Consider the following 18,411-nt stretch of genomic DNA (forward strand, 5'->3'; position numbering starts at 1 on the left):
GCGGGATTTTTCTTTTACACCACCCCCGCCGTCATACCGAGCTACGACACAGTGGAGTTCGTCATTCCCCGCCACGACGCGGGGTTTTGGTCATTCCGCACTTGATGCGGAATCCAGAATACCCGGGCAAGGAATACCGTCTGCGACACTTGCCTGGCCCCCGCATCGCTCGGGGTGATACGGTGCATGTCGAGTGCGGGAGTATCCTCGCAACGGGGTGACACACTCTTTTTATCACCACGCCACAACCGGGCGGGGGTGACGGGCGAAATTTGCAGCAGAACCACTAAATGCAAATTTCGACATGAACGAACGTAACGTAATCAACGGCACGCTGGCCTCCTATCTGGCTTGGGCGGCCGACTTTGTATCTCCAATCCGCTGGTTTCTGCTGGCCGCGTTGGCCCTGGTGTTGGCCGACCTGAAATTCGGCATCGACGCGGCCCGGCACCGGGGCGAGGTCATTCGCAAGAGCCGTGCCGTGCGGCGCAGCATCAACAAGGTAATCGACTATATCTGCTGGATACTGGTGGCAACCAGTTTCGGCCAGGCATTCGGTACCCCCTTCGGCATACCGGTATTGCCGGCCATCGTGCTGCTGGTGGTCTACGGCTGCGAAATCAACTCGTGCTTCAACAACTACTTCGAGGCGCACGGCAGCCGGCTGCGCATCAATATCTTCAAGTGGTTCAAGAGCAAAAGCGACATCATCGTCCCCGACGAACCGACCGGCAAACAAGGGGGTGACGAAGAACCTCCGCCCGACACAACGAACTGATTTATCGTTCGATAACAATAATTTACGCCAAACGTAGCCGTTTTCACCCAAAGTTTTGTATTTTTGCGAAAATTTACAAACTTACGTCTATGAATATTCTCGATCTGAGCGAACAGGAGATCATTCGCCGCAACAGTCTTGAAGAGTTGCGCAAAATGGGTATCGAGCCCTATCCCGCAGCCGAATATCCGGTAAATGCTTATTCTCAGGAAATTAAAGATAATTTTGTCGACGGTGCCGCAGAGCCTCGTCAGGTATGTATCGCCGGCCGTATCATGAGCCGACGCATCATGGGCAAGGCCTCGTTTATCGAGTTGAAGGACTCGGTGGGCCGCATTCAGGTATATATCTCGCGCGACGACCTCTGCCCCGGCGAGGACAAGGAGCTGTATAACACGGTATTCAAAAAGTTGCTCGACATCGGCGACTTTGTGGGTATCCGCGGCTTCGTGTTCCGCACCCAGACGGGCGAAATCACCGTACATGCCCAGGAGCTGACGGTTCTCTCCAAATCGCTGCGCCCGCTGCCCATCGTCAAGATGAAGGACGGTGTGGCCTACGACTCGTTTGAAGACCCCGAACTGCGTTACCGCCAACGCTACGTCGATCTGGTGGTTAACGAGGGAGTCAAAGACATCTTCATCAAACGTACCAAGATCTACAACTCGATGCGCGAGTATTTCAACGCCCGCGGCTACCTCGAAGTGGAGACCCCTATTCTGCAATCAATTCCCGGTGGCGCCGCCGCCCGTCCCTTCATCACCCACCACAACGCCCTCGACATTCCGCTCTACCTGCGTATTGCCGACGAGTTGTACCTCAAACGCCTCATCGTGGGCGGCTTCGAGGGGGTATACGAGTTCTCCAAGAACTTCCGCAACGAGGGTATGGACCGCACCCACAACCCCGAGTTCACCTGCATGGAGATTTACGTGTCGTACAAGGACTATAACTGGATGATGGCCTTCACCGAGAAGATGCTCGAGAAGATCTGCATCGACGTGAACGGCACCGACGAAATCAAGGTGGGCGACAACGTCATCAGTTTCAAGCCGCCGTTCAAGCGCATCACCATGCTCGACTCCATCAAGGAGCACACCGGCATCGACATCAGCGGCATGAACGAGGAGCAGTTGAGAGAGGTGTGCAAAAAGATTGGTGTGGAAATCGACGAGACGATGGGCAAAGGCAAAATCATCGACGAAATCTTCGGCGAGAAATGCGAAGGCCACTACATACAACCGACCTTTATCACCGACTACCCCATCGAGATGTCGCCGCTGACCAAGCGTCACCGCAACAACCCCGAACTGACCGAGCGTTTCGAGCTCATGGTCAACGGCAAGGAGCTGTGCAACGCCTACTCCGAGCTGAACGACCCCATCGACCAACGGTTACGCTTCGAGGAGCAGTTGCGCCTGTCGGAGAAAGGCGACGACGAAGCCATGTTCATCGACAACGACTTTATCCGCGCCCTCGAATACGGCATGCCTCCCACGTCGGGTATGGGTATCGGTATGGACCGTCTCGTCATGCTCATGACCGGACAGACCACCATACAAGAGGTGCTCTTCTTCCCGCAGATGCGTCCCGAGAAGGTACAGAAACGCGACAAAGAGGCCGCCTATACCGCCGTGGGTGTACCCGCAGCGTGGGTAGCTCCCATACAAAAGGCCGGTTACCTGACCGTGGCCGACCTGGCCGAGGCCAACCCCAACAAGATGCATCAGGAGATTTGCGGCATCAACAAGAAATACAAACTCGACCTGGCCAACCCCACGGTCGACGAAGTGAAAGGTTGGGTAGAAAACGCAAAACAGTAATCACCAAACCCGCTATCCTGTAATGACCATTCCCGGTAAAATAGCGATTATGGGGGGCGGCAGTTGGGCCACCGCACTGGCCAAACTGGTGCTGAACAACGCCGACAATATCCTGTGGTACATGCGGCGCGACGACCGCATAGCCGATTTCAAGCAGACCGGCCACAACCCCGTGTACCTGTCGGATATTGCCTTCGACACGTCACGCATCCATTTCAGCTCCGACATCAACGAGATTGCCCAGGCGGCCGACACGCTGGTACTGGTGACCCCCTCGCCCTACATGAAGGAGCACCTCAAAAAGCTCACGACCGACATCAGCGGCAAATTCGTGGTGACGGCCATCAAGGGCATTGTCCCCGACGAGAACATGCTGGTCACCGAGTATCTGCACGAGTTCTACCATGTGCCCGAGTCGCAGTTGGCCGTCATCGGCGGTCCCTGTCATGCCGAGGAGGTGGCACTCGAACGCCTCTCCTACCTCACCGTGGGCTGCACCGAGGTAGAACGGGCCCACGCCCTGGCCAACACGCTCAACAGCGCCAAACTGAAAACCATCGTGTCGACCGACGTGCGAGGTATCGAATACTCGGCTGTGCTCAAAAACGTCTACGCCATTGCCGCCGGCATCTGCCACGGCATGAAGAGCGGCGACAACTTCCAGGCCATGCTGGTCTCCAACGCCCTCAACGAGATGGACCGCTTCCTGCGGGTGGCATCGCCCTGCGAGCGCAACATCAGCGACTCGGTCTACCTGGGCGACCTGCTGGTTACCGCCTACTCCCGATTCAGCCGCAACCACAACTTCGGCTCCATGATCGGGCGGGGCTACTCGGTCAACGCCGCCAAAATGGAGATGGAGATGATTGCCGAGGGCTATTTCGGCACCAAGTGCATGTATGAAATAAACGAACGCTATCACGTGAACATGCCTATCCTGCAATGCGTTTATGATATACTGTACAAGAAGGTGCTGCCCCGCCACGCCATCAAACAAATTTATGATACATTTCTATAAACAACTAATAGAATCGAAACAATGAAATCAATCGAACTGAACATCGAAAAAGCCTTAGGCACCGTATCGAAGAGCGACGTTTTCGCTCTCGAAGGCAAAGCCAACAACGGTATCGAAATGCTGCACAAAGGTACCGGCAAGGGTAATGACTTTTTGGGGTGGCTGCATCTGCCCTCCGAAATCAGCGAAGCTCATCTGGCCGACCTCGAAGCCGCTGCCAAACAACTGAGAGATCGCTGCGAAATCGTCGTGGTTATCGGTATCGGCGGTAGCTATCTGGGCGCCAAAGCCGTGATCGAAGCCCTTTCCGACTCCTTCGAGTTCCTTCGCCACGAACATAAGAACCCCGTGGTTCTCTTTGCCGGACAGAACATCGGCGAGGATTACCTCTTTGAACTGCAAACCCTCCTGAAAGGGAAATCGTTCGGTATCGTCGTCATCTCCAAGTCGGGAACGACCACCGAGCCCGCCATCGCCTTCCGTCTGCTCAAAGAGCAACTCGAAGCCCAAGTGGGCAAAGAGGAGGCCAAACACCGTATCGTTGCCGTAACCGACGCCCACAAGGGTGCCCTGCGCAAACTGGCCGACACCGAGGGTTACAAGACCTTTGTCATCGCCGACAACGTAGGCGGCCGCTTCTCGGTGCTCACCCCCGTAGGTCTGCTGCCCATCGCCATCGCCGGGTTCGATATCCGCGCCCTCGTAGCCGGTGCCGTTGCCATGGAGAAGGCTTGTGGCGAAGAGGTTCCCTTCGAACAGAACCCTGCCGCCATCTATGCAGCTACCCGCAACGCCCTCTACCAGAGCGGCAAGAAAATCGAAATTCTCGTCAACTTCAACCCCAAACTGCACTATTTCGCCGAGTGGTGGAAACAACTCTACGGTGAAAGCGAAGGCAAAGACCATCTGGGTATCTTCCCCGCATCGGTCGATTTCACCACCGACCTCCACTCGATGGGTCAATGGATTCAAGAGGGCGAGCGCATCATCTTCGAGACCGTGCTCTCGGTAGCCCAGATGCAACACACTGTCACGATTCCTTCGGACCAGGAGAACCTCGACGGACTCAACTACCTGGCCGGCAAACGTGTGGACGAGGTGAACAAGATGGCCGAACTCGGTACGCAAATCGCCCACGTAGACGGCGGTGTGCCCAACCTCAAAATCGTGGTTCCCGAACTCAACGAAACCTATCTGGGCCAGCTCATCTACTTCTTCGAGAAGGCCTGCGGTATCAGCGGTTACATCTTGGGTGTGAACCCCTTCAACCAACCGGGCGTAGAGGCTTACAAACGCAACATGTTTGCCCTGCTCAACAAACCCGGATACGAGGAGGAGAGCAAGGCTATCCAAGCCCGTCTTTGATACAACGTATCGTAACAATAAGAAAGAAGCCTGCCGGTTTTCCGGCAGGCTTCTTTCTTATTGACATCACCATTCCCTTACTGAACGGTAACTACCAGTTTCCTGTCACATGCAGTTCTCGGTATCGAAACAATCACCTTCTTACCTGCGGCATCATATTCATAGTCGGTAGCGGTACCGTTAAGCGTCACCTTTGAAGGAGCCTTCTCCCGGGCCAAAAGTTCCAGCCGATAAGCCCGAGCCTGAGGCATACCGTCGAACGCCCCGGTGCGAGGATAGATGGTGCAGACCGTTTTCCCTTTCTCACTCCTTTGGGTAATCCGGGTAAAAGTACAAGCCGTATCATAATCGACACTGTTGCCGGCATCTTCGTAGAAGTTAAATTCGCCCGATTTCCCCGGTGCAAATTGCAGGATAAGGGTTTCGGGGCGCTCCTTCAAGTGCATGATGCGCGGATAGAGCGGCACGATAGCCCCCTCGCGATAGTAATAGGGAATCTGTTCTCGGGTAAAGGAGCGAGTCACCACCCGGTTGCCATCGAGCAGCTCGCCGGTCATCACCTCATACCACGTGCCCTTGGGCAACCATATCGTTTTTTCACTCACATTCGTACCCTTGTCCGATGTGGTAATGGGTGCCGCCAAAATATCATTGCCAAACATATACTGCCCTTCATAGCGATAGGCCTCATCGGCCTCGGGATAGTCGTAATACATGGGACGGCATATACTTATACCCGTATCATAGGCCCAACGAGCCATCGTATAGATATAGGGAACGAGGGCATATCGCAAATAGATGGCATCGCGCATCTGTTCGAAATTCTCATATTTCCAGATGCGACGTTCGATGTGACTCGACGAGGTCGCATGCGTGCGCAAGACAGGCGAAAACACCCCATACTGAATCCAGCGCAAATACAATTCGGCATCGTTGTCACCATTTTGCATATGCCCGCCGATGTCGTGGCTCCAATAACCATACCCCACATTCGAAGCGGTTGCCGTAAAGTAAGGCTGGAAGGCCAGTGATGCAAAGTTGGCATAGGTATCGCCCGAGAAGCCGATAGGATAACGGTGATTACCCAGCCCGCCCCATCGGTGGAAGATGAAGGGACGACTTTTGCCCTGCTGCTTCTTGTCATTGAAAAAGACGTGGTTCAACCAAAAGGTATTACCCAGATTGGGTTCGTTCCGTGCAATTTTCCACTGCTGCCAGTCGAGCCACCAAAAGTCTACCCCTATCTCTTCATGAGGTCTCAGAATATGTTGGAAGAAGGCTTCATAAAAATCCCGGTTCTCAATATTCCAGCGGATAGTCCCATCGGCGGTCGAGAGACTGTCGGCCGTAATATCGGAGTATCGCTTGGACAAGTCGGCATACAACTCGTCGTAATGATCCTCCTTGGGATATACTCCATCGGCCGGGTGCAGATTGAGCGTTGTGCTCAAATGCTGGGCATGCAACCAGGCGATAAAGCCCTCGGGATCGGGGAAAAGTTCCCGGTTCCAGCTCCAGCCGGTCCACTTGGTATTATTCGTTTCCCCGGTCTTTCCGTTGCGATGCCAATCCATATCGATGACCAGAATGTCCATAGGAATGTTGCGCGAGCGTATCTCATGCACAATATCGCGCATGTCCTGCTCGGTATAACGTTGATACTTGGAATACCAGTATCCAAATACATCAAGCGGCGGCAAAGGCATCTTCCCGGCTACCCGGGTAAAATCGCCCAAAGCCTTTTTATAGTCATGACCATAACCCAGGAAATAGAGGTCCAGCCCGTCAGGGTCCCGACGCTGGGCCACCCAATCCATACCCCCTTCGGGATCTTTCTCAAACATCAGGCTCAAACTGCCGTCCTTGCGCGGTTCCCGCTCGTCGATAACGGTCCAACCCGACCGCGAAAGCAATCCGTTTTCGAGCCAGTCACGCACATCGCCGTTGGCCTGGTCGAGCGTGCGGGTAGTACCTTTCAAATTATAGGGGTCGGACTTACCGGGATACCATACCTCTTCAATCCCGTTTACATCAAGAGCAATCTGCAAATTGGGATTGGCAGGATCGTTACTCAATGGGTTGGAGCCCACCCGGTAGCGTAGCCGCAACTTGTCGGTCGTGATATAGAGATAGCCGTCGCGCTCCTGCCGGGTAAAATGCGGCACCGGCAAATCGCGGTTGACTACCACAAACGAAGCCCGATCCTCAAAGAGTTGTTTACTACTGTACTCGATTCGTATCATCTCGGGAGTCAACACCGTAAAACGCATGTTTCCCGACCGCACGACAGCCTTCTCGTTTGCCACCGGATTATATTGGGACCATGCCATACACGTGTACAAGAACCCCACCACAATAAATAAGAGATTTCTTTTGTAATTCATGATCTATAAAATTAAGGTTATTATCCACATTATCCAGCATTTGGAATGCAATTCAAAAAAAGGGAGAGAAGATATCTTCTTTCCCCTTTTACATATCAGATAAAATCCGCATTTCAACAATACAGACGATGAGTTCACCGACAAACACGGACGAAAGCTCGATCACTCGGCCTCATACTCCGAAGCATCGCCCATCGTATCATCGTCTTCGAGCGCCTGCGAATCGGTAAGGATAGCCTTCACATAGGTAGGTTTCTCGTTGAACAGCACAATAGCCGACTGGTGCCCGTCGGGGGTAATGAACTCGACTTGGGCTACGGTACCCAACACCTCGGTCGTGTCGCGCCCGGCATATTGCGCCAATGCGGCGTATGACTTGATGTAATCCTCCACGCTCACGGCCACAAACTGGTCGTAGGCCGTCTTGGCAGCTTCATACTTGCGAATATAGGAGAAATCACGGTCCTTGTCAAATTTCACATAGGCCTCGTGGTCTTTGGGCAACCGCTCCATGGCCTGCTTGTAACCCTCGATTTGCGAGGCATAATTGCGGTCGTTGCCATGGGCTTGCTTGGCCTCGTTATACTTGCGGGCATAGTCGGCCCGACGGGCAAACTGGCTGTTCTCATCGAGTTTGTAATTGTGCTCGGCCACCTCCATGTCATACTTCAACTGCTGCTCGGTAGAGACATATGCGTCGATAGCCTCCTGACGACCGGCCCGCATGCTGTCGGCGATGGTCACCTCGTGGAGCACTTCGGCCTGAATCGAGTCGACCTGGTCGGCAGTCAACCCCTCGTCGGCCGTGAGGACCCACGTCCCAGCCTTCAACTCCGATTTCACATATTCTTTAAACGCACCGGCATAATCGCCATCGGCAACTCCACCTCCGCAACCGCTCAATGCAACCAAAAGTGCACCAACCGGAATCCATTTCCATAATACTCGCTTCATATTCGACAATAATTTTTCACAAAAATAATAAATGCACTTTGATAATCAAAAGATAAATCGCGGCTTTCGATACAAATTGCCTTGTAAATTGTGGCAAAAACTCTACTTTTGTAAGAAAAAACAAGTCACACGATATAAATATGCAGGAAAAGGAAGCTATCAAAAATTACCTGACTACCCATCACGCTGCTTGCATCACGCCCAAAGCGGCCCTCATCGATATGGACGGGGTTCTCTACGACTCGATGAAAAACCATGTCGAGGCCTGGTACCGCACACTTACCCCGCTGGGCATACACTGCTCACGCGACGAGTTCTACCTGTACGAAGGGCGTACCGGCAGCAGCACCATCAGATACCTGTTTGAAAAGCAATTCGGCCGGCAACTCACCGACGAGGAGTGTGCCGAAATCTATAAAACCAAGGTCGAGCATTTCCATCAACTGCCCCCCATCGCCCCCATGCCCGGAGCCGACCGCATGCTGCAACGGCTCGTGGCCAACGGCATACGCCCCGTGCTGGTCACCGGATCGGGACAGAGTTCGCTGATCGACCGCCTCGACCACGACTATCCCGGCGTGTTCGAGCCAGCCTACCGGGTAACGGCCTACGACGTGAAAATCGGCAAGCCCAACCCCGAGCCTTACCTCATGGGGCTCACCAAAGCCGGAGTCAATGCCCACGAAGCCTTCGTCATCGAGAATGCCCCGTTGGGTGTCACCGCAGGAGCCGCCGCCCAGGTATTCACCGTAGCCGTCGACACGGGACCCATTCCGGCCCAAGCCCTGCTCGACGCGGGGGCCGACCTGGTCTATCCCACCATGCCCGACTTTGCCGAGCACATCGACCACCTCATCGAATTGTTCAAACAGACCCGATAACCCATTAACCCCCACACTCGTATGGAGCCGCAAAAAATCCTGTTTACCGCCACTCCCGGCAAAACCCTTGGCGAAATTATCGACAGCCTCGCCCACGACAACCTGTTTATCCTCTGCGACACTCATACGCAAGCAATGTCGCTGCCGCTGCTGTCGGGCGAACTCCCCATAACCCACGTCATCTCCATCGAGGCTGGCGACACTCACAAAACGTTGGAGGCACTTGCCCACGTGTGGGACGAACTGAGCCGACACGGTGCCAGCCGCAAGTCATTGCTCGTGAATCTGGGCGGAGGCATGGTGACCGATTTGGGTGGATTTGCCGCCGCCTGCTTCAAACGGGGCATTCGGTTTGTCAATCTGCCTACTACGCTGCTCGGGGCAGTCGACGCTGCCGTAGGTGGGAAAACCGGAATCAACTTCAACGGACTGAAAAACGAAATCGGGGCATTCCGACCGGCCGATGCCGTCATCATCTCCACCCGCTTCTTTACTACCCTGCCCCACGAAGAGCTGCTCTCGGGCTATGCCGAGATGCTGAAACATGCCCTCATCGACAGCGCCGACAGCTATCGGGCCCTGCTCGACTTCGATCTCTCGACACCCGACTGGGAACGGCTGCTCCAACTGCTCGAAGAGTCGGTACAAGTCAAGCAACGCATCGTGGCCCAAGACCCTTGCGAGAAAGGCATACGCAAAGCCCTCAACCTGGGTCATACCGTAGGCCACGCTTTCGAAAGTCTGTCGCACCGTCGGGGGAAACCCATACCTCACGGCTATGCCGTAGCCTGGGGACTTGTGTGCGAACTGCTGCTCTCGCACCACTACCTGCAATTCCCCAGCGATACCATCACTCAACTGGCCGACTACATCTATCGCCACTACGGAGCCTATCCCATCACCTGCAAAGACTACGAAACCCTGTATGAACTGATGACCCACGACAAGAAAAACGAATCCGGGCACATCAATTTCACCCTCTTGCAGGCTATCGGTCAGCCGGTCATCGACCAACATGCCGACAAGGAAGAGATATTCGTAGCCTTCGACCTCTATCGCGACCTGTTCAAGTTGTAAAATTTATCGATTCACTTGCAGGTACTTAGCCCGAAAAATCAAAAAACTCGCAAAAAAAGTCTCTAAAAATTTTGTCATCATAAAAAATAGACCTACTTTTGCATCACCAAATCAGCGGGGTGTAGCTCAGCCCGGTTTAGAGTACGCGTCTGGGGGGCGTGTGGTCGCAAGTTCGAATCTTGTCACCCCGACTGAAACAAAACTCGATAATCGATGATTATCGAGTTTTTTCTTTTTTTATCCTCTTCCCCGTTGAATCTCCCTTTAAACGACTGTCGCCACAGAAGTATCCTTCTTCTGTGGCGACGATCCAATCATTATGATTCAAACCGTATCATTTCGTTCGGCGCACTATCCGCACCATCGGCAGCAACCGGCCTTTGAAACTGTGCCACAGACTGGCATGGGTTTGCGACAGGGCCAGCAGGGTAAAGCCCAACGAACAGAGCGAACATACCAGAAAAAGCAATCCGGTAGTGGAGAGGATATTGCCCAACCCGACCAACGGGGATACAACCCCTCCAAAAGCAAACCCAGCGGCACCAAACAGCGCCGAAGCCGTGCCCGAATTGGCTCGCTCGCAATCCATGGCCAGGGTCGTACTGGCGGTAAAGGTGAGCCCCAGGGCAAAAAGCAGCAGGAAGAGGAGGGCTTCATATACGACAAACGAACAACCGAGACTCAACGCTACAAACTCGATGAGCGACAGCAAGGTCATGCCGGCACTACCCACAAACATGGCGTGCTCGGGATTGCTGAACTTGACCGACAGTCCGGCTGCCAACCCGATAGCCAGGGCGTTGATTCCGAAGAAGAGGCTGAACCCGAAGGCCGAAAAGCCATAGTGCTGCTGCATGATGAAGGGCGACGACGAGATATTGGTGAAGAGTACGCCCATGGCGAACCCCATCTGCAAGACGTAGTAGACGTACCGGCGATTGTGCAACACAACGCCGAATCCGGCCAACATACTTTTCAAGCTACCTCGTTTGCGACGCTCGACCGGCAACGACTCCCTGAAACGAAGATTGCCCAACAGGAGCAGTACCCCGATGCCCAGCAGTACGACGAAGATACCTTTCCAGCCAATCGAGTCGGTGAGGAATCCACCCAGGACGGACGAGGCTACGGGAGCTACTCCGTTGATGGCTCCGATGATGGCCATGGCTTTGGCCAACTCACGACCGGTAAACAGGTCGGTAGCAATGGAGCGCGACACGACAATTCCACCGGCGCCGGCCACACCCTGTATCAATCGGAAGAATATAAAGCTCTCAATCGTACTAGAAAAGATACAGCAGACGGTCGAGACGATGAAGAGCAACATGGCGGCCAGCAACGGTGACCGACGTCCGTACCGGTCGCTCAACGGGCCGAAAAAGAGTTGACCCAGAGCCAGTCCGATCATGCTCGAAGTGAGTCCCAGTTGGACCATCGACGCCTGGGTGTCGAAATAACCGACCATCGACGGCAGACTGGGCAGATACATATCGGTGACAAACGGTCCGAAGGCCGTCAATGCCCCTAACAGAATAAATAAAAACAGTGCTGAATTTTTACCTTTCATTACCTTTCTCTTAAAAACCGTGACAAAATTACCAAGAATGTAGCTACATGTCGCCTCTTACCAATGAGTTATTAACCTTTTTTTTCAAAGCCTCCTTTCCCCGAATTTTTCGGTCAAAACCTGTCGGCAGGGACAACCGAAAAAAATTTTTTTTATTTAACCCTATTCCACGTAAAAAAGATTTTATGACTTTCACATTCCCAGAAAGATACCGTATATTTGTCTCACAAATTTTGGAAAATGAAAAGAATAATAGGACTTATCGTATTAGCCGTATTGCTCTGCATCAACGGGGCCCAAGCCCAATCACACAACACCAAGAGCCTGGGTGTATCGACCGGCTATCTGTTCGATAGCGAGAACGTTCATGCCGGCATCTTCATACATCTGCCCGTCTCCAAACATTGGCGGGTAGCCCCCTCGATCAACTATGCCTTTTCGAATCACGACCGCTACGAGCTCGACATCAATGGCGACGTGCACTACCTCGTCCCCTTTGCAGGCCGCTTCTCGTTCTATCCGCTGGCGGGTATCGCCTTTCAAAGTTGGCGGGGCAATGCCTTGCAAAACGACAAGGAACTCTCCAACACCGTCAACAAATTCGGTATCAATGCCGGAGCTGGATTCGAGATGAATCTCTCGCGCCGGCTCGACCTACACATCGAGGGCAAGTATATCTTTATCGACAAGTTCCACCAGGCCAACCTCTCCATCGGGTTGGGATACAAATTCTGACCGTACCATGCCCCAGTCTGCTCCCCGCCTGCGCATTCATGTGGTATCGCTGCAAGTACCCTTTCCGCCCGACTACGGAGGAGTAATCGACATTTACTACAAGCTCAAAGCCTTCCGGGCAGCCGGCTACGAGGTCTATCTGCACACCTACCAGTACGACCGGCAACGGGCACCGCAACTCGACGCCGTGGCCGACCGGGTCTATTACTATCCGCGCAACCGCTCGTTCACTCGCCAGCTCTCGGTCGAGCCCTACATCGTGGCCAGCCGACAGTCCTCGCAACTGCTCACCGACCTGCTGACCGACGACGCGCCTATCCTCTTCGAGGGGATACACTGCTGCGCCTTCCTGGCCGATTCCCGGCTGACAGGACGCTGCAAACTGGTGCGCATGCACAACATCGAGCATGAATATTACGCCCAACTGGCCCGCCAGGCAACAGGTTGGCGACGGCTCTACTACCGGCTCGAAGCTGTCCGGCTGAAACAATATGAACACATACTGACAAATGCCGATGCCATCTTGGCCATTACCGAGAGCGACCGGTGCTACTTCGCTTCGAAATACCCGCAGGTCGCCACACTGTGGCTCCCCGCCTTCCAGGCGCACAACACAGTAGCCCCCCTCACCAGTCGCGAAGAGTATATCCTCTACCATGGCAATCTGTCGGTCGAGGAGAATATCGAGGCAGCCGACTACCTGCTGCAACAGGTGGTACCGAATACACCCGGGGTGTCGTGGATATTTGCCGGAAAGAATCCCGCCCCGCGGCTGACCCAGCGCATTGCCGCCACACCCGGTGCCCGGCTCGTACCCAACCCCTCGGACGACGAGATGGAACGGCTCATACAACAGGCGGCTGCCAACGTGCTGGTCACCTTCCAGCCCACCGGGTTGAAACTGAAACTGCTTCATGCCCTCTACACAGGCGGCCACTGCATTGTCAACAGCAAAATGCTCGTGGGCACGGGACTCGAACGGGCCTGCATCGTGGCCGATACCCCGCAAGCCCTGATCCATGCGGTAAAAGAAGTGCTCACTACCCCCTTCGACTCGGCCGAGCGGACCCGGCGGGTCAAGCTGCTCGAGCGGTATGATCCTCGACGGAACATCGGATTAATCACCCGTTATCTCACAGAAAAAACGCTCTGACTACCCGGGGAAAGGAAGTCGGAGCGTTGCATCGCGGACGTCCCGCACCGCGATTGACCCATAACAATAGGTTTGGCAGATTATTTATAGTCTTTCAAAATCTCCTGCAACCGCTGGCGCGCAAAAAAGATGCGACTCTTGACCGTTCCCAGCGGCAAATCCATCTTCTCGGCTATCTCGTGATACTTGTACCCCGCCACGTGCATGGCAAAAGGGACGCGATACTCCTCGCCGAAACTGTTGATGGCCTTGGTAATCTCTTTCACGGTATACGACCCCTCGGGCGAGGTGAAGCCCGAGTCCTGCGGCAGATTCAGGTGATACAGGTCCTCGGTCTGGTCGATGATGGTCTGGTTGCGCACCACGCGTCGGTAGTTGTTGATAAAGATATTGCGCATGATGGTAAAGACCCAGCCCTTGAAATTGACGTTGTCGATGTATTTATCTTCGTTATCGAGTGCTTTCAGAGTCGTATCTTGAAGTAGGTCTTTCGCCTCCTCCCGATTGGCGGTGAGCATATAGGCGAAGTTCAACAGGTTGTCTTGCAAGTCGAGCAACCTGTCTTGAAATTTTAGAGAGCTCATATTTTGATAATTCGTCTGATGATTTTTGTAATTCCTGTTTACTCGTTATACTACTACTTTGTATTACGAAAATTCATCGAAAATCTACTATCAAACTACTACTATCTGAAATTCCCATATCCTCAAAGTCCCCAGAATCGACATCTGTTTTTCTGGAAAGCTCAAAAAGATTCTCTTTTCGCAAAATACAACACAATAATATCGGGTCTTGTTATTTTTTATTTACTTTGTAACATGTTTCTTATCTCTTTTAATTTTTGTTTCCTGACAATAAACACTTGGGTACATGAAAAAGTTTCGTAAACCGCTCTTTTTTATCCTTTTATTTTTCTGCCTTTGTGCCGCAAACGCACAAGACACTATCTATCAGATAGATATAGACAAGGAGATAGGAAGCACTACCTGGCGGTACCTGCGCACCGGGCTGCACCGAGCGCAACAGCAGGGAGCCAAAGCCGTCATTCTCAGGCTAAATACCTACGGAGGAACGGTGGTTCACGCCGACTCCATGCGCACGGCCATACTCAACGCGCCGCTACCGGTCTATGCCTTTGTCGACAACAACGCCGCCTCGGCGGGAGCCCTCATCGCCATCGCCTGTGACAGCATCTACATGCGCAGCAGCGCCAGCATGGGTGCCGCCACGGTGGTCAACGAGACGGGGGCAGCCATGCCCGACAAATACCAGTCGTACATGCGAGCCACCATGCGGGCCACGGCCGAGGCTCACGGCAAGGACTCGACCGGCCGCTGGCGTCGCGACCCGCTCATTGCCGAGGCCATGGTCGACGAGCGCATCGTGGTGCCTCACCTGTGCGACTCGGGCAAGGTGCTCACGCTCACAGCCAGCGAAGCCGTGGCCCATCGCTATTGCGAAGCGGTGGTCGAGAATGTCGACGAAATCGTGACCCGACAACTGCACTACGACCACTATACGCTGCAACAGTTCGAGCCCTCGCTCTTCGACGAGATTGCCGGGTTCCTCACCAATCCCGCCTTGCAGGCCCTGCTGGTTACCCTCATCTTCGGCGGCATATTCATGGAGTTGAAGACTCCGGGTATCGGGCTGCCCACAGCTGTTGCCTGCACGGCCGCCGTACTCTATTTCGCCCCGCTCTACATCGACGGGCTGGCGGCCAACTGGGAGATTCTCATCTTTGTCGTGGGAGTCATTCTGCTCATCTTCGAGATATTCGTTATCCCGGGCTTCGGCATTGCCGGCATCTCGGGCTTCATACTCATACTCGCCGCCCTCGTGCTGGCATTGCTGGGAAACGTCAACTTCAATTTCGATTTCGTCCCTTCGGCCGAGATTGGCAAGGGGCTGATTACCGTCGTCTCGGGCATCATCATCTATGCGGTATTGCTGCTCGTCTTCTTCAAGAAGCTCACCAGCAAAGGACCCATCGGCCGATTGGCCCTGCACTCGGCCCAAGATAAGGAGGCGGGCTACATAGGCGTACCGCCCGAGCTGCAACAACTCATCGGCCAGACGGGGCAGGCGGCTACCATTCTGCGCCCCGCCGGCAAAGTGGTCATCGACGGCACCCAGTTCGACGCCATGGCCCTGCACGGCTACATCGAGCGGGGAGCTCAGGTGCGAGTGGTCAAATATGAGAATGCCCAACTCTATGTGGTCGAGGTGAAATAAGAGAGAAAGATAAAAAAACGCTATAAAACAACTGTCGATATGAAATTCATCGGTATCATTCCGGCCCGCTACGCTTCGACCCGATTCCCCGGGAAACCGCTGGCCGACATGAAAGGGAAATACATGATCCAGCGAGTCTACGAACAGGCCTGCAAAGTGCTCGACCGCGTGTGTGTCGCCACCGACGACGAGCGCATCTTCAACGCCGTGCAGTCATTCGGCGGACAGGTGGTGATGACCTCCGACCGTCACCGCAGCGGGACCGACCGCTGCTTCGAGGCCTATACCAACCTGGGAGGCGGCGAAGAGGTAGTCATCAATATCCAGGGCGACGAACCCTTCATCAAACCCGAGCAAATCGAGAGCCTCATCGCCTGCTTCGACTCACCTCAGACTCAGATTGCCACCCTCGTGCGCCCCTTCGAGGCGACCGAGGGTTACGAAGCGCTGGCCAATCCCAACTCGCCCAAAGTGGTGATGAACGAACGGCACGAGGCACTCTATTTCAGCCGCTCGATTATTCCCTATCTGCGCGGCGTGGAGCCTGAACAATGGCTCTCGCGACACGTTTACTACAAACACATAGGCATGTATGGATACCGGGCCGACGTGCTGGGCGAGATTACCCGCCTGCCCCAGTCGTCGCTCGAACTGGCCGAGTCGCTCGAACAGCTGCGCTGGCTGCAAAACGGCTACACCGTCAAGGTGGGCATCACCACGCAGGAGACCATCGGTATCGATACCCCCGCCGATTTGCAAAAAGCCATCTCGTTACTGCCATGACCCAGACGCTCGACCGCATCACGCCACCGCCCGTGGGGGCATTCCCCCCGCTGTCGCTGCCCCGGCCCGACCGCTACCGCCACACCAACGGAATCGAGGTAATTGCCTGCAACCAGGGCGACGAAGAGGTGTGCCGCATCGACCTCATGTTCGACGGCGGCTACTATGCCGAGACGCTGCCGGGAACGGCGGCGCTCACCCTGCTCATGCTCAAAGAGGGAGCTGCCGGGAAGAGTTCCGAGACGATAGCCGAGGCCCTCGACTACCACGGGGCCTGGCTGCAAACCTCGGCATCGAGCCACTACCTTTATGTGACCCTCTATACCCTCAACCGACACCTCGACACCTGCGTGTCGCTGCTGGCCGACATCGTTGCCCGCCCCGACTTTCCGCAGCCCGAGTTCGACCGGGTGAAGGAGCGCCGCATACAGCAACTGCTCGTGCAGAACGAGAAGGTCGACGTGCTGGCGGGCAACACCTTCCTCTCGATGCTGTTCGGCGAAAATCACCCCTACGGCCGCACCACTACCCCGGCGCATCTCGCCGTTCTCACACCAGCCGAGCTGGCAGCCTATCACCGTCGGCACATACGTCCCGACGACTGCCGCATCTTCATCGCCGGCAAGATAACCGACCGCCTGCTCGACAACCTCGAACGCCACTTCGGCCCATCGTGGCAAGTACCGGCCAGGGAGCCGCAAGCCACCCCGCTCTACCCGGTGCAACCGTCCGAACAGCACATCGTCGTCACCCACAAAGAGCACGCCCTGCAATCGGGCATACGCATCGGATTGCCGGTCATCAACCGCGACCACCCCGACTTCTTTGCCCTCAAACTGCTCTGCGCAACACTGGGCGGATACTTCGGCAGCCGCCTCATGTCGAACATTCGCGAAGAGAAGGGCTATACCTACGGCATCGCCTCGACCATCGCCGCCATGCGATACGGCAGCTATCTGGTTATCTCGACCCAAACGGGAACCGAGTTCACCCGGCCCCTCATCGACGAGGTGTTTGCCGAGATAGCACGCCTGCGAAACGAGGCTATCCCTGCCGACGAACTCACGGTGGTCAAGAACTACCTGCGCGGCGAGATGGCTCGCACCCTCGACTCGCCCTTCTCCATCGCCGACTACTACCTGTCGCTCATGGCCAACAGCCTGACCGTCGACTACTTTGCCCGACAGGACGAGGCGCTGCGACAACTCACGGCCGACGACCTGCTTGCCGCCGCCCGCCGGTACCTCATACCCGACCGCTTCTACCTGGCTGTCGCCGGCGACCGCGAGAAGATTCCCGAGTTGTCATTGCCCCGATAGCCCAACCGTCAACCCATAAAAAAATACGGCTCTGCACCTATCGGCAGAACCGTATTTTTTTTGAAGCACCCACACCTTGCCGGCGCTACCGCAGCACCAACCGGCGAGGCGAGCCGCTCCACGAGCAGCCCATACAATAGACCGTGTCGAGGTCGAACCCTTCGAGGCTCTCCCCCTCGTTACGAGGCACCACCCGATAGTCGTCCGTTACATAGACCGACCGCCGTTCGCCCTGCGCATTCTTCACATACAGGGTCGGCACCTTGCATTGCGGACAAAGCAACTTTCTCATGATTCGTCATCTTTTGAAGAAATAAAAAAAATACCCCGACAGGAACC

At 54.8% G+C, this 18,411-nt stretch carries 17 protein-coding genes and 1 tRNA gene; 12 read left to right on the forward strand and 6 right to left on the reverse strand.

From position 1 onward, the window contains the following. Positions 1 to 41: 41 nt before the first annotated feature. Complete coding sequence (locus BARVI_RS13360) at positions 42 to 287, reverse strand: hypothetical protein (protein WP_157232544.1); 246 nt, start codon at positions 285 to 287, stop codon at positions 42 to 44. A 17-nt stretch (positions 288 to 304) separates the two neighbouring features. On the opposite strand from BARVI_RS13360, the gene BARVI_RS05380 reads away from it, so the two are divergent. The 4 genes from BARVI_RS05380 to BARVI_RS05395 all read left to right on the forward strand — a co-directional run bounded on the left by BARVI_RS05380 (position 305) and on the right by BARVI_RS05395 (position 4,984). Continuing rightward, entirely contained in the window at positions 305 to 778 is a 474-nt protein-coding gene (locus tag BARVI_RS05380) for a phage holin family protein (protein WP_025278254.1), read from the forward strand. An 89-nt stretch (positions 779 to 867) separates the two neighbouring features. After that, positions 868 to 2,601, forward strand: a complete 1,734-nt coding sequence (lysS, locus tag BARVI_RS05385; RefSeq protein ID WP_025278255.1) for a lysine--tRNA ligase — start codon at positions 868 to 870, stop codon at positions 2,599 to 2,601. Positions 2,602 to 2,623: 22 nt separating this feature from the next. Beyond that, a complete protein-coding gene (locus BARVI_RS05390) occupies positions 2,624 to 3,619 on the forward strand; it encodes an NAD(P)H-dependent glycerol-3-phosphate dehydrogenase (protein WP_025278256.1) in 996 nt (331 codons plus the stop codon). 21 nt (positions 3,620 to 3,640) lie between these two features. Further along, positions 3,641 to 4,984: a glucose-6-phosphate isomerase gene (locus BARVI_RS05395; protein WP_025278257.1), complete on the forward strand. Its 1,344-nt coding sequence runs from the start codon at positions 3,641 to 3,643 to the stop codon at positions 4,982 to 4,984. 77 nt (positions 4,985 to 5,061) lie between these two features. On the opposite strand, the gene BARVI_RS05400 is transcribed toward BARVI_RS05395, so the two are convergent. Further along, positions 5,062 to 7,314 (reverse strand): glycoside hydrolase family 31 protein, encoded by a 2,253-nt coding sequence (locus tag BARVI_RS05400; RefSeq protein WP_232214017.1) that lies wholly within the window; start codon positions 7,312 to 7,314, stop codon positions 5,062 to 5,064. Between the two features lie 216 nt (positions 7,315 to 7,530). Beyond that, positions 7,531 to 8,322, reverse strand: a complete 792-nt coding sequence (locus BARVI_RS05405) for a hypothetical protein (protein ID WP_157232545.1) — start codon at positions 8,320 to 8,322, stop codon at positions 7,531 to 7,533. Positions 8,323 to 8,462: 140 nt separating this feature from the next. Here BARVI_RS05405 and BARVI_RS05410 point away from each other — a divergent pair, with 140 nt between their 5' ends. The 3 genes from BARVI_RS05410 to BARVI_RS05420 all read left to right on the forward strand — a co-directional run bounded on the left by BARVI_RS05410 (position 8,463) and on the right by BARVI_RS05420 (position 10,471). Continuing rightward, positions 8,463 to 9,203, forward strand: coding sequence for an HAD family hydrolase (locus BARVI_RS05410; protein ID WP_025278260.1), 741 nt, complete (start codon positions 8,463 to 8,465; stop codon positions 9,201 to 9,203). A 21-nt stretch (positions 9,204 to 9,224) separates the two neighbouring features. Beyond that, positions 9,225 to 10,280, forward strand: a complete 1,056-nt coding sequence (aroB, locus tag BARVI_RS05415; RefSeq protein WP_025278261.1) for a 3-dehydroquinate synthase — start codon at positions 9,225 to 9,227, stop codon at positions 10,278 to 10,280. A 115-nt stretch (positions 10,281 to 10,395) separates the two neighbouring features. Beyond that, positions 10,396 to 10,471 (forward strand) — tRNA-Pro (locus tag BARVI_RS05420). A gap of 143 nt (positions 10,472 to 10,614) precedes the next feature. Here the strand turns inward: BARVI_RS05420 and BARVI_RS05425 are convergent. Then, positions 10,615 to 11,847, reverse strand: a complete 1,233-nt coding sequence (locus BARVI_RS05425) for a multidrug effflux MFS transporter (protein ID WP_025278262.1) — start codon at positions 11,845 to 11,847, stop codon at positions 10,615 to 10,617. A gap of 240 nt (positions 11,848 to 12,087) precedes the next feature. Here BARVI_RS05425 and BARVI_RS12920 point away from each other — a divergent pair, with 240 nt between their 5' ends. Continuing rightward, the gene (locus tag BARVI_RS12920) at positions 12,088 to 12,582 is read left to right on the forward strand and encodes an outer membrane protein (protein WP_084547002.1); all 495 of its coding nucleotides are present in this window, start codon (positions 12,088 to 12,090) and stop codon (positions 12,580 to 12,582) included. A 7-nt stretch (positions 12,583 to 12,589) separates the two neighbouring features. Then, positions 12,590 to 13,735, forward strand: a complete 1,146-nt coding sequence (locus BARVI_RS05435) for a glycosyltransferase (RefSeq protein ID WP_025278264.1) — start codon at positions 12,590 to 12,592, stop codon at positions 13,733 to 13,735. 80 nt (positions 13,736 to 13,815) lie between these two features. Here BARVI_RS05435 and BARVI_RS05440 read toward each other — a convergent pair whose 3' ends face one another. Then, complete coding sequence (locus BARVI_RS05440) at positions 13,816 to 14,319, reverse strand: RNA polymerase sigma factor (protein WP_025278265.1); 504 nt, start codon at positions 14,317 to 14,319, stop codon at positions 13,816 to 13,818. A 286-nt stretch (positions 14,320 to 14,605) separates the two neighbouring features. Here BARVI_RS05440 and BARVI_RS05445 point away from each other — a divergent pair, with 286 nt between their 5' ends. Genes BARVI_RS05445 through BARVI_RS05455 form a run of 3 tightly spaced genes read left to right on the forward strand, consistent with a single transcriptional unit; the run spans position 14,606 to position 18,072 of the window. Then, on the forward strand, positions 14,606 to 15,970 hold the full coding sequence (locus BARVI_RS05445; protein ID WP_025278266.1) for an NfeD family protein: 1,365 nt from the start codon (positions 14,606 to 14,608) through the stop codon (positions 15,968 to 15,970). 39 nt (positions 15,971 to 16,009) lie between these two features. Continuing rightward, entirely contained in the window at positions 16,010 to 16,753 is a 744-nt protein-coding gene (kdsB, locus tag BARVI_RS05450) for a 3-deoxy-manno-octulosonate cytidylyltransferase (RefSeq protein ID WP_025278267.1), read from the forward strand. Then, a complete protein-coding gene (locus tag BARVI_RS05455) occupies positions 16,750 to 18,072 on the forward strand; it encodes a M16 family metallopeptidase (protein WP_025278268.1) in 1,323 nt (440 codons plus the stop codon). The genes kdsB and BARVI_RS05455 overlap by 4 nt, the downstream gene beginning before the upstream one ends. 85 nt (positions 18,073 to 18,157) lie before the next feature. On the opposite strand, the gene BARVI_RS05460 is transcribed toward BARVI_RS05455, so the two are convergent. Beyond that, positions 18,158 to 18,364 (reverse strand): hypothetical protein, encoded by a 207-nt coding sequence (locus BARVI_RS05460; RefSeq protein WP_025278269.1) that lies wholly within the window; start codon positions 18,362 to 18,364, stop codon positions 18,158 to 18,160. Between the last annotated feature and the right edge of the window lie 47 nt (positions 18,365 to 18,411).

The organism is Barnesiella viscericola DSM 18177, from assembly GCF_000512915.1.
GTDB lineage: Bacteria > Bacteroidota > Bacteroidia > Bacteroidales > Barnesiellaceae > Barnesiella > Barnesiella viscericola.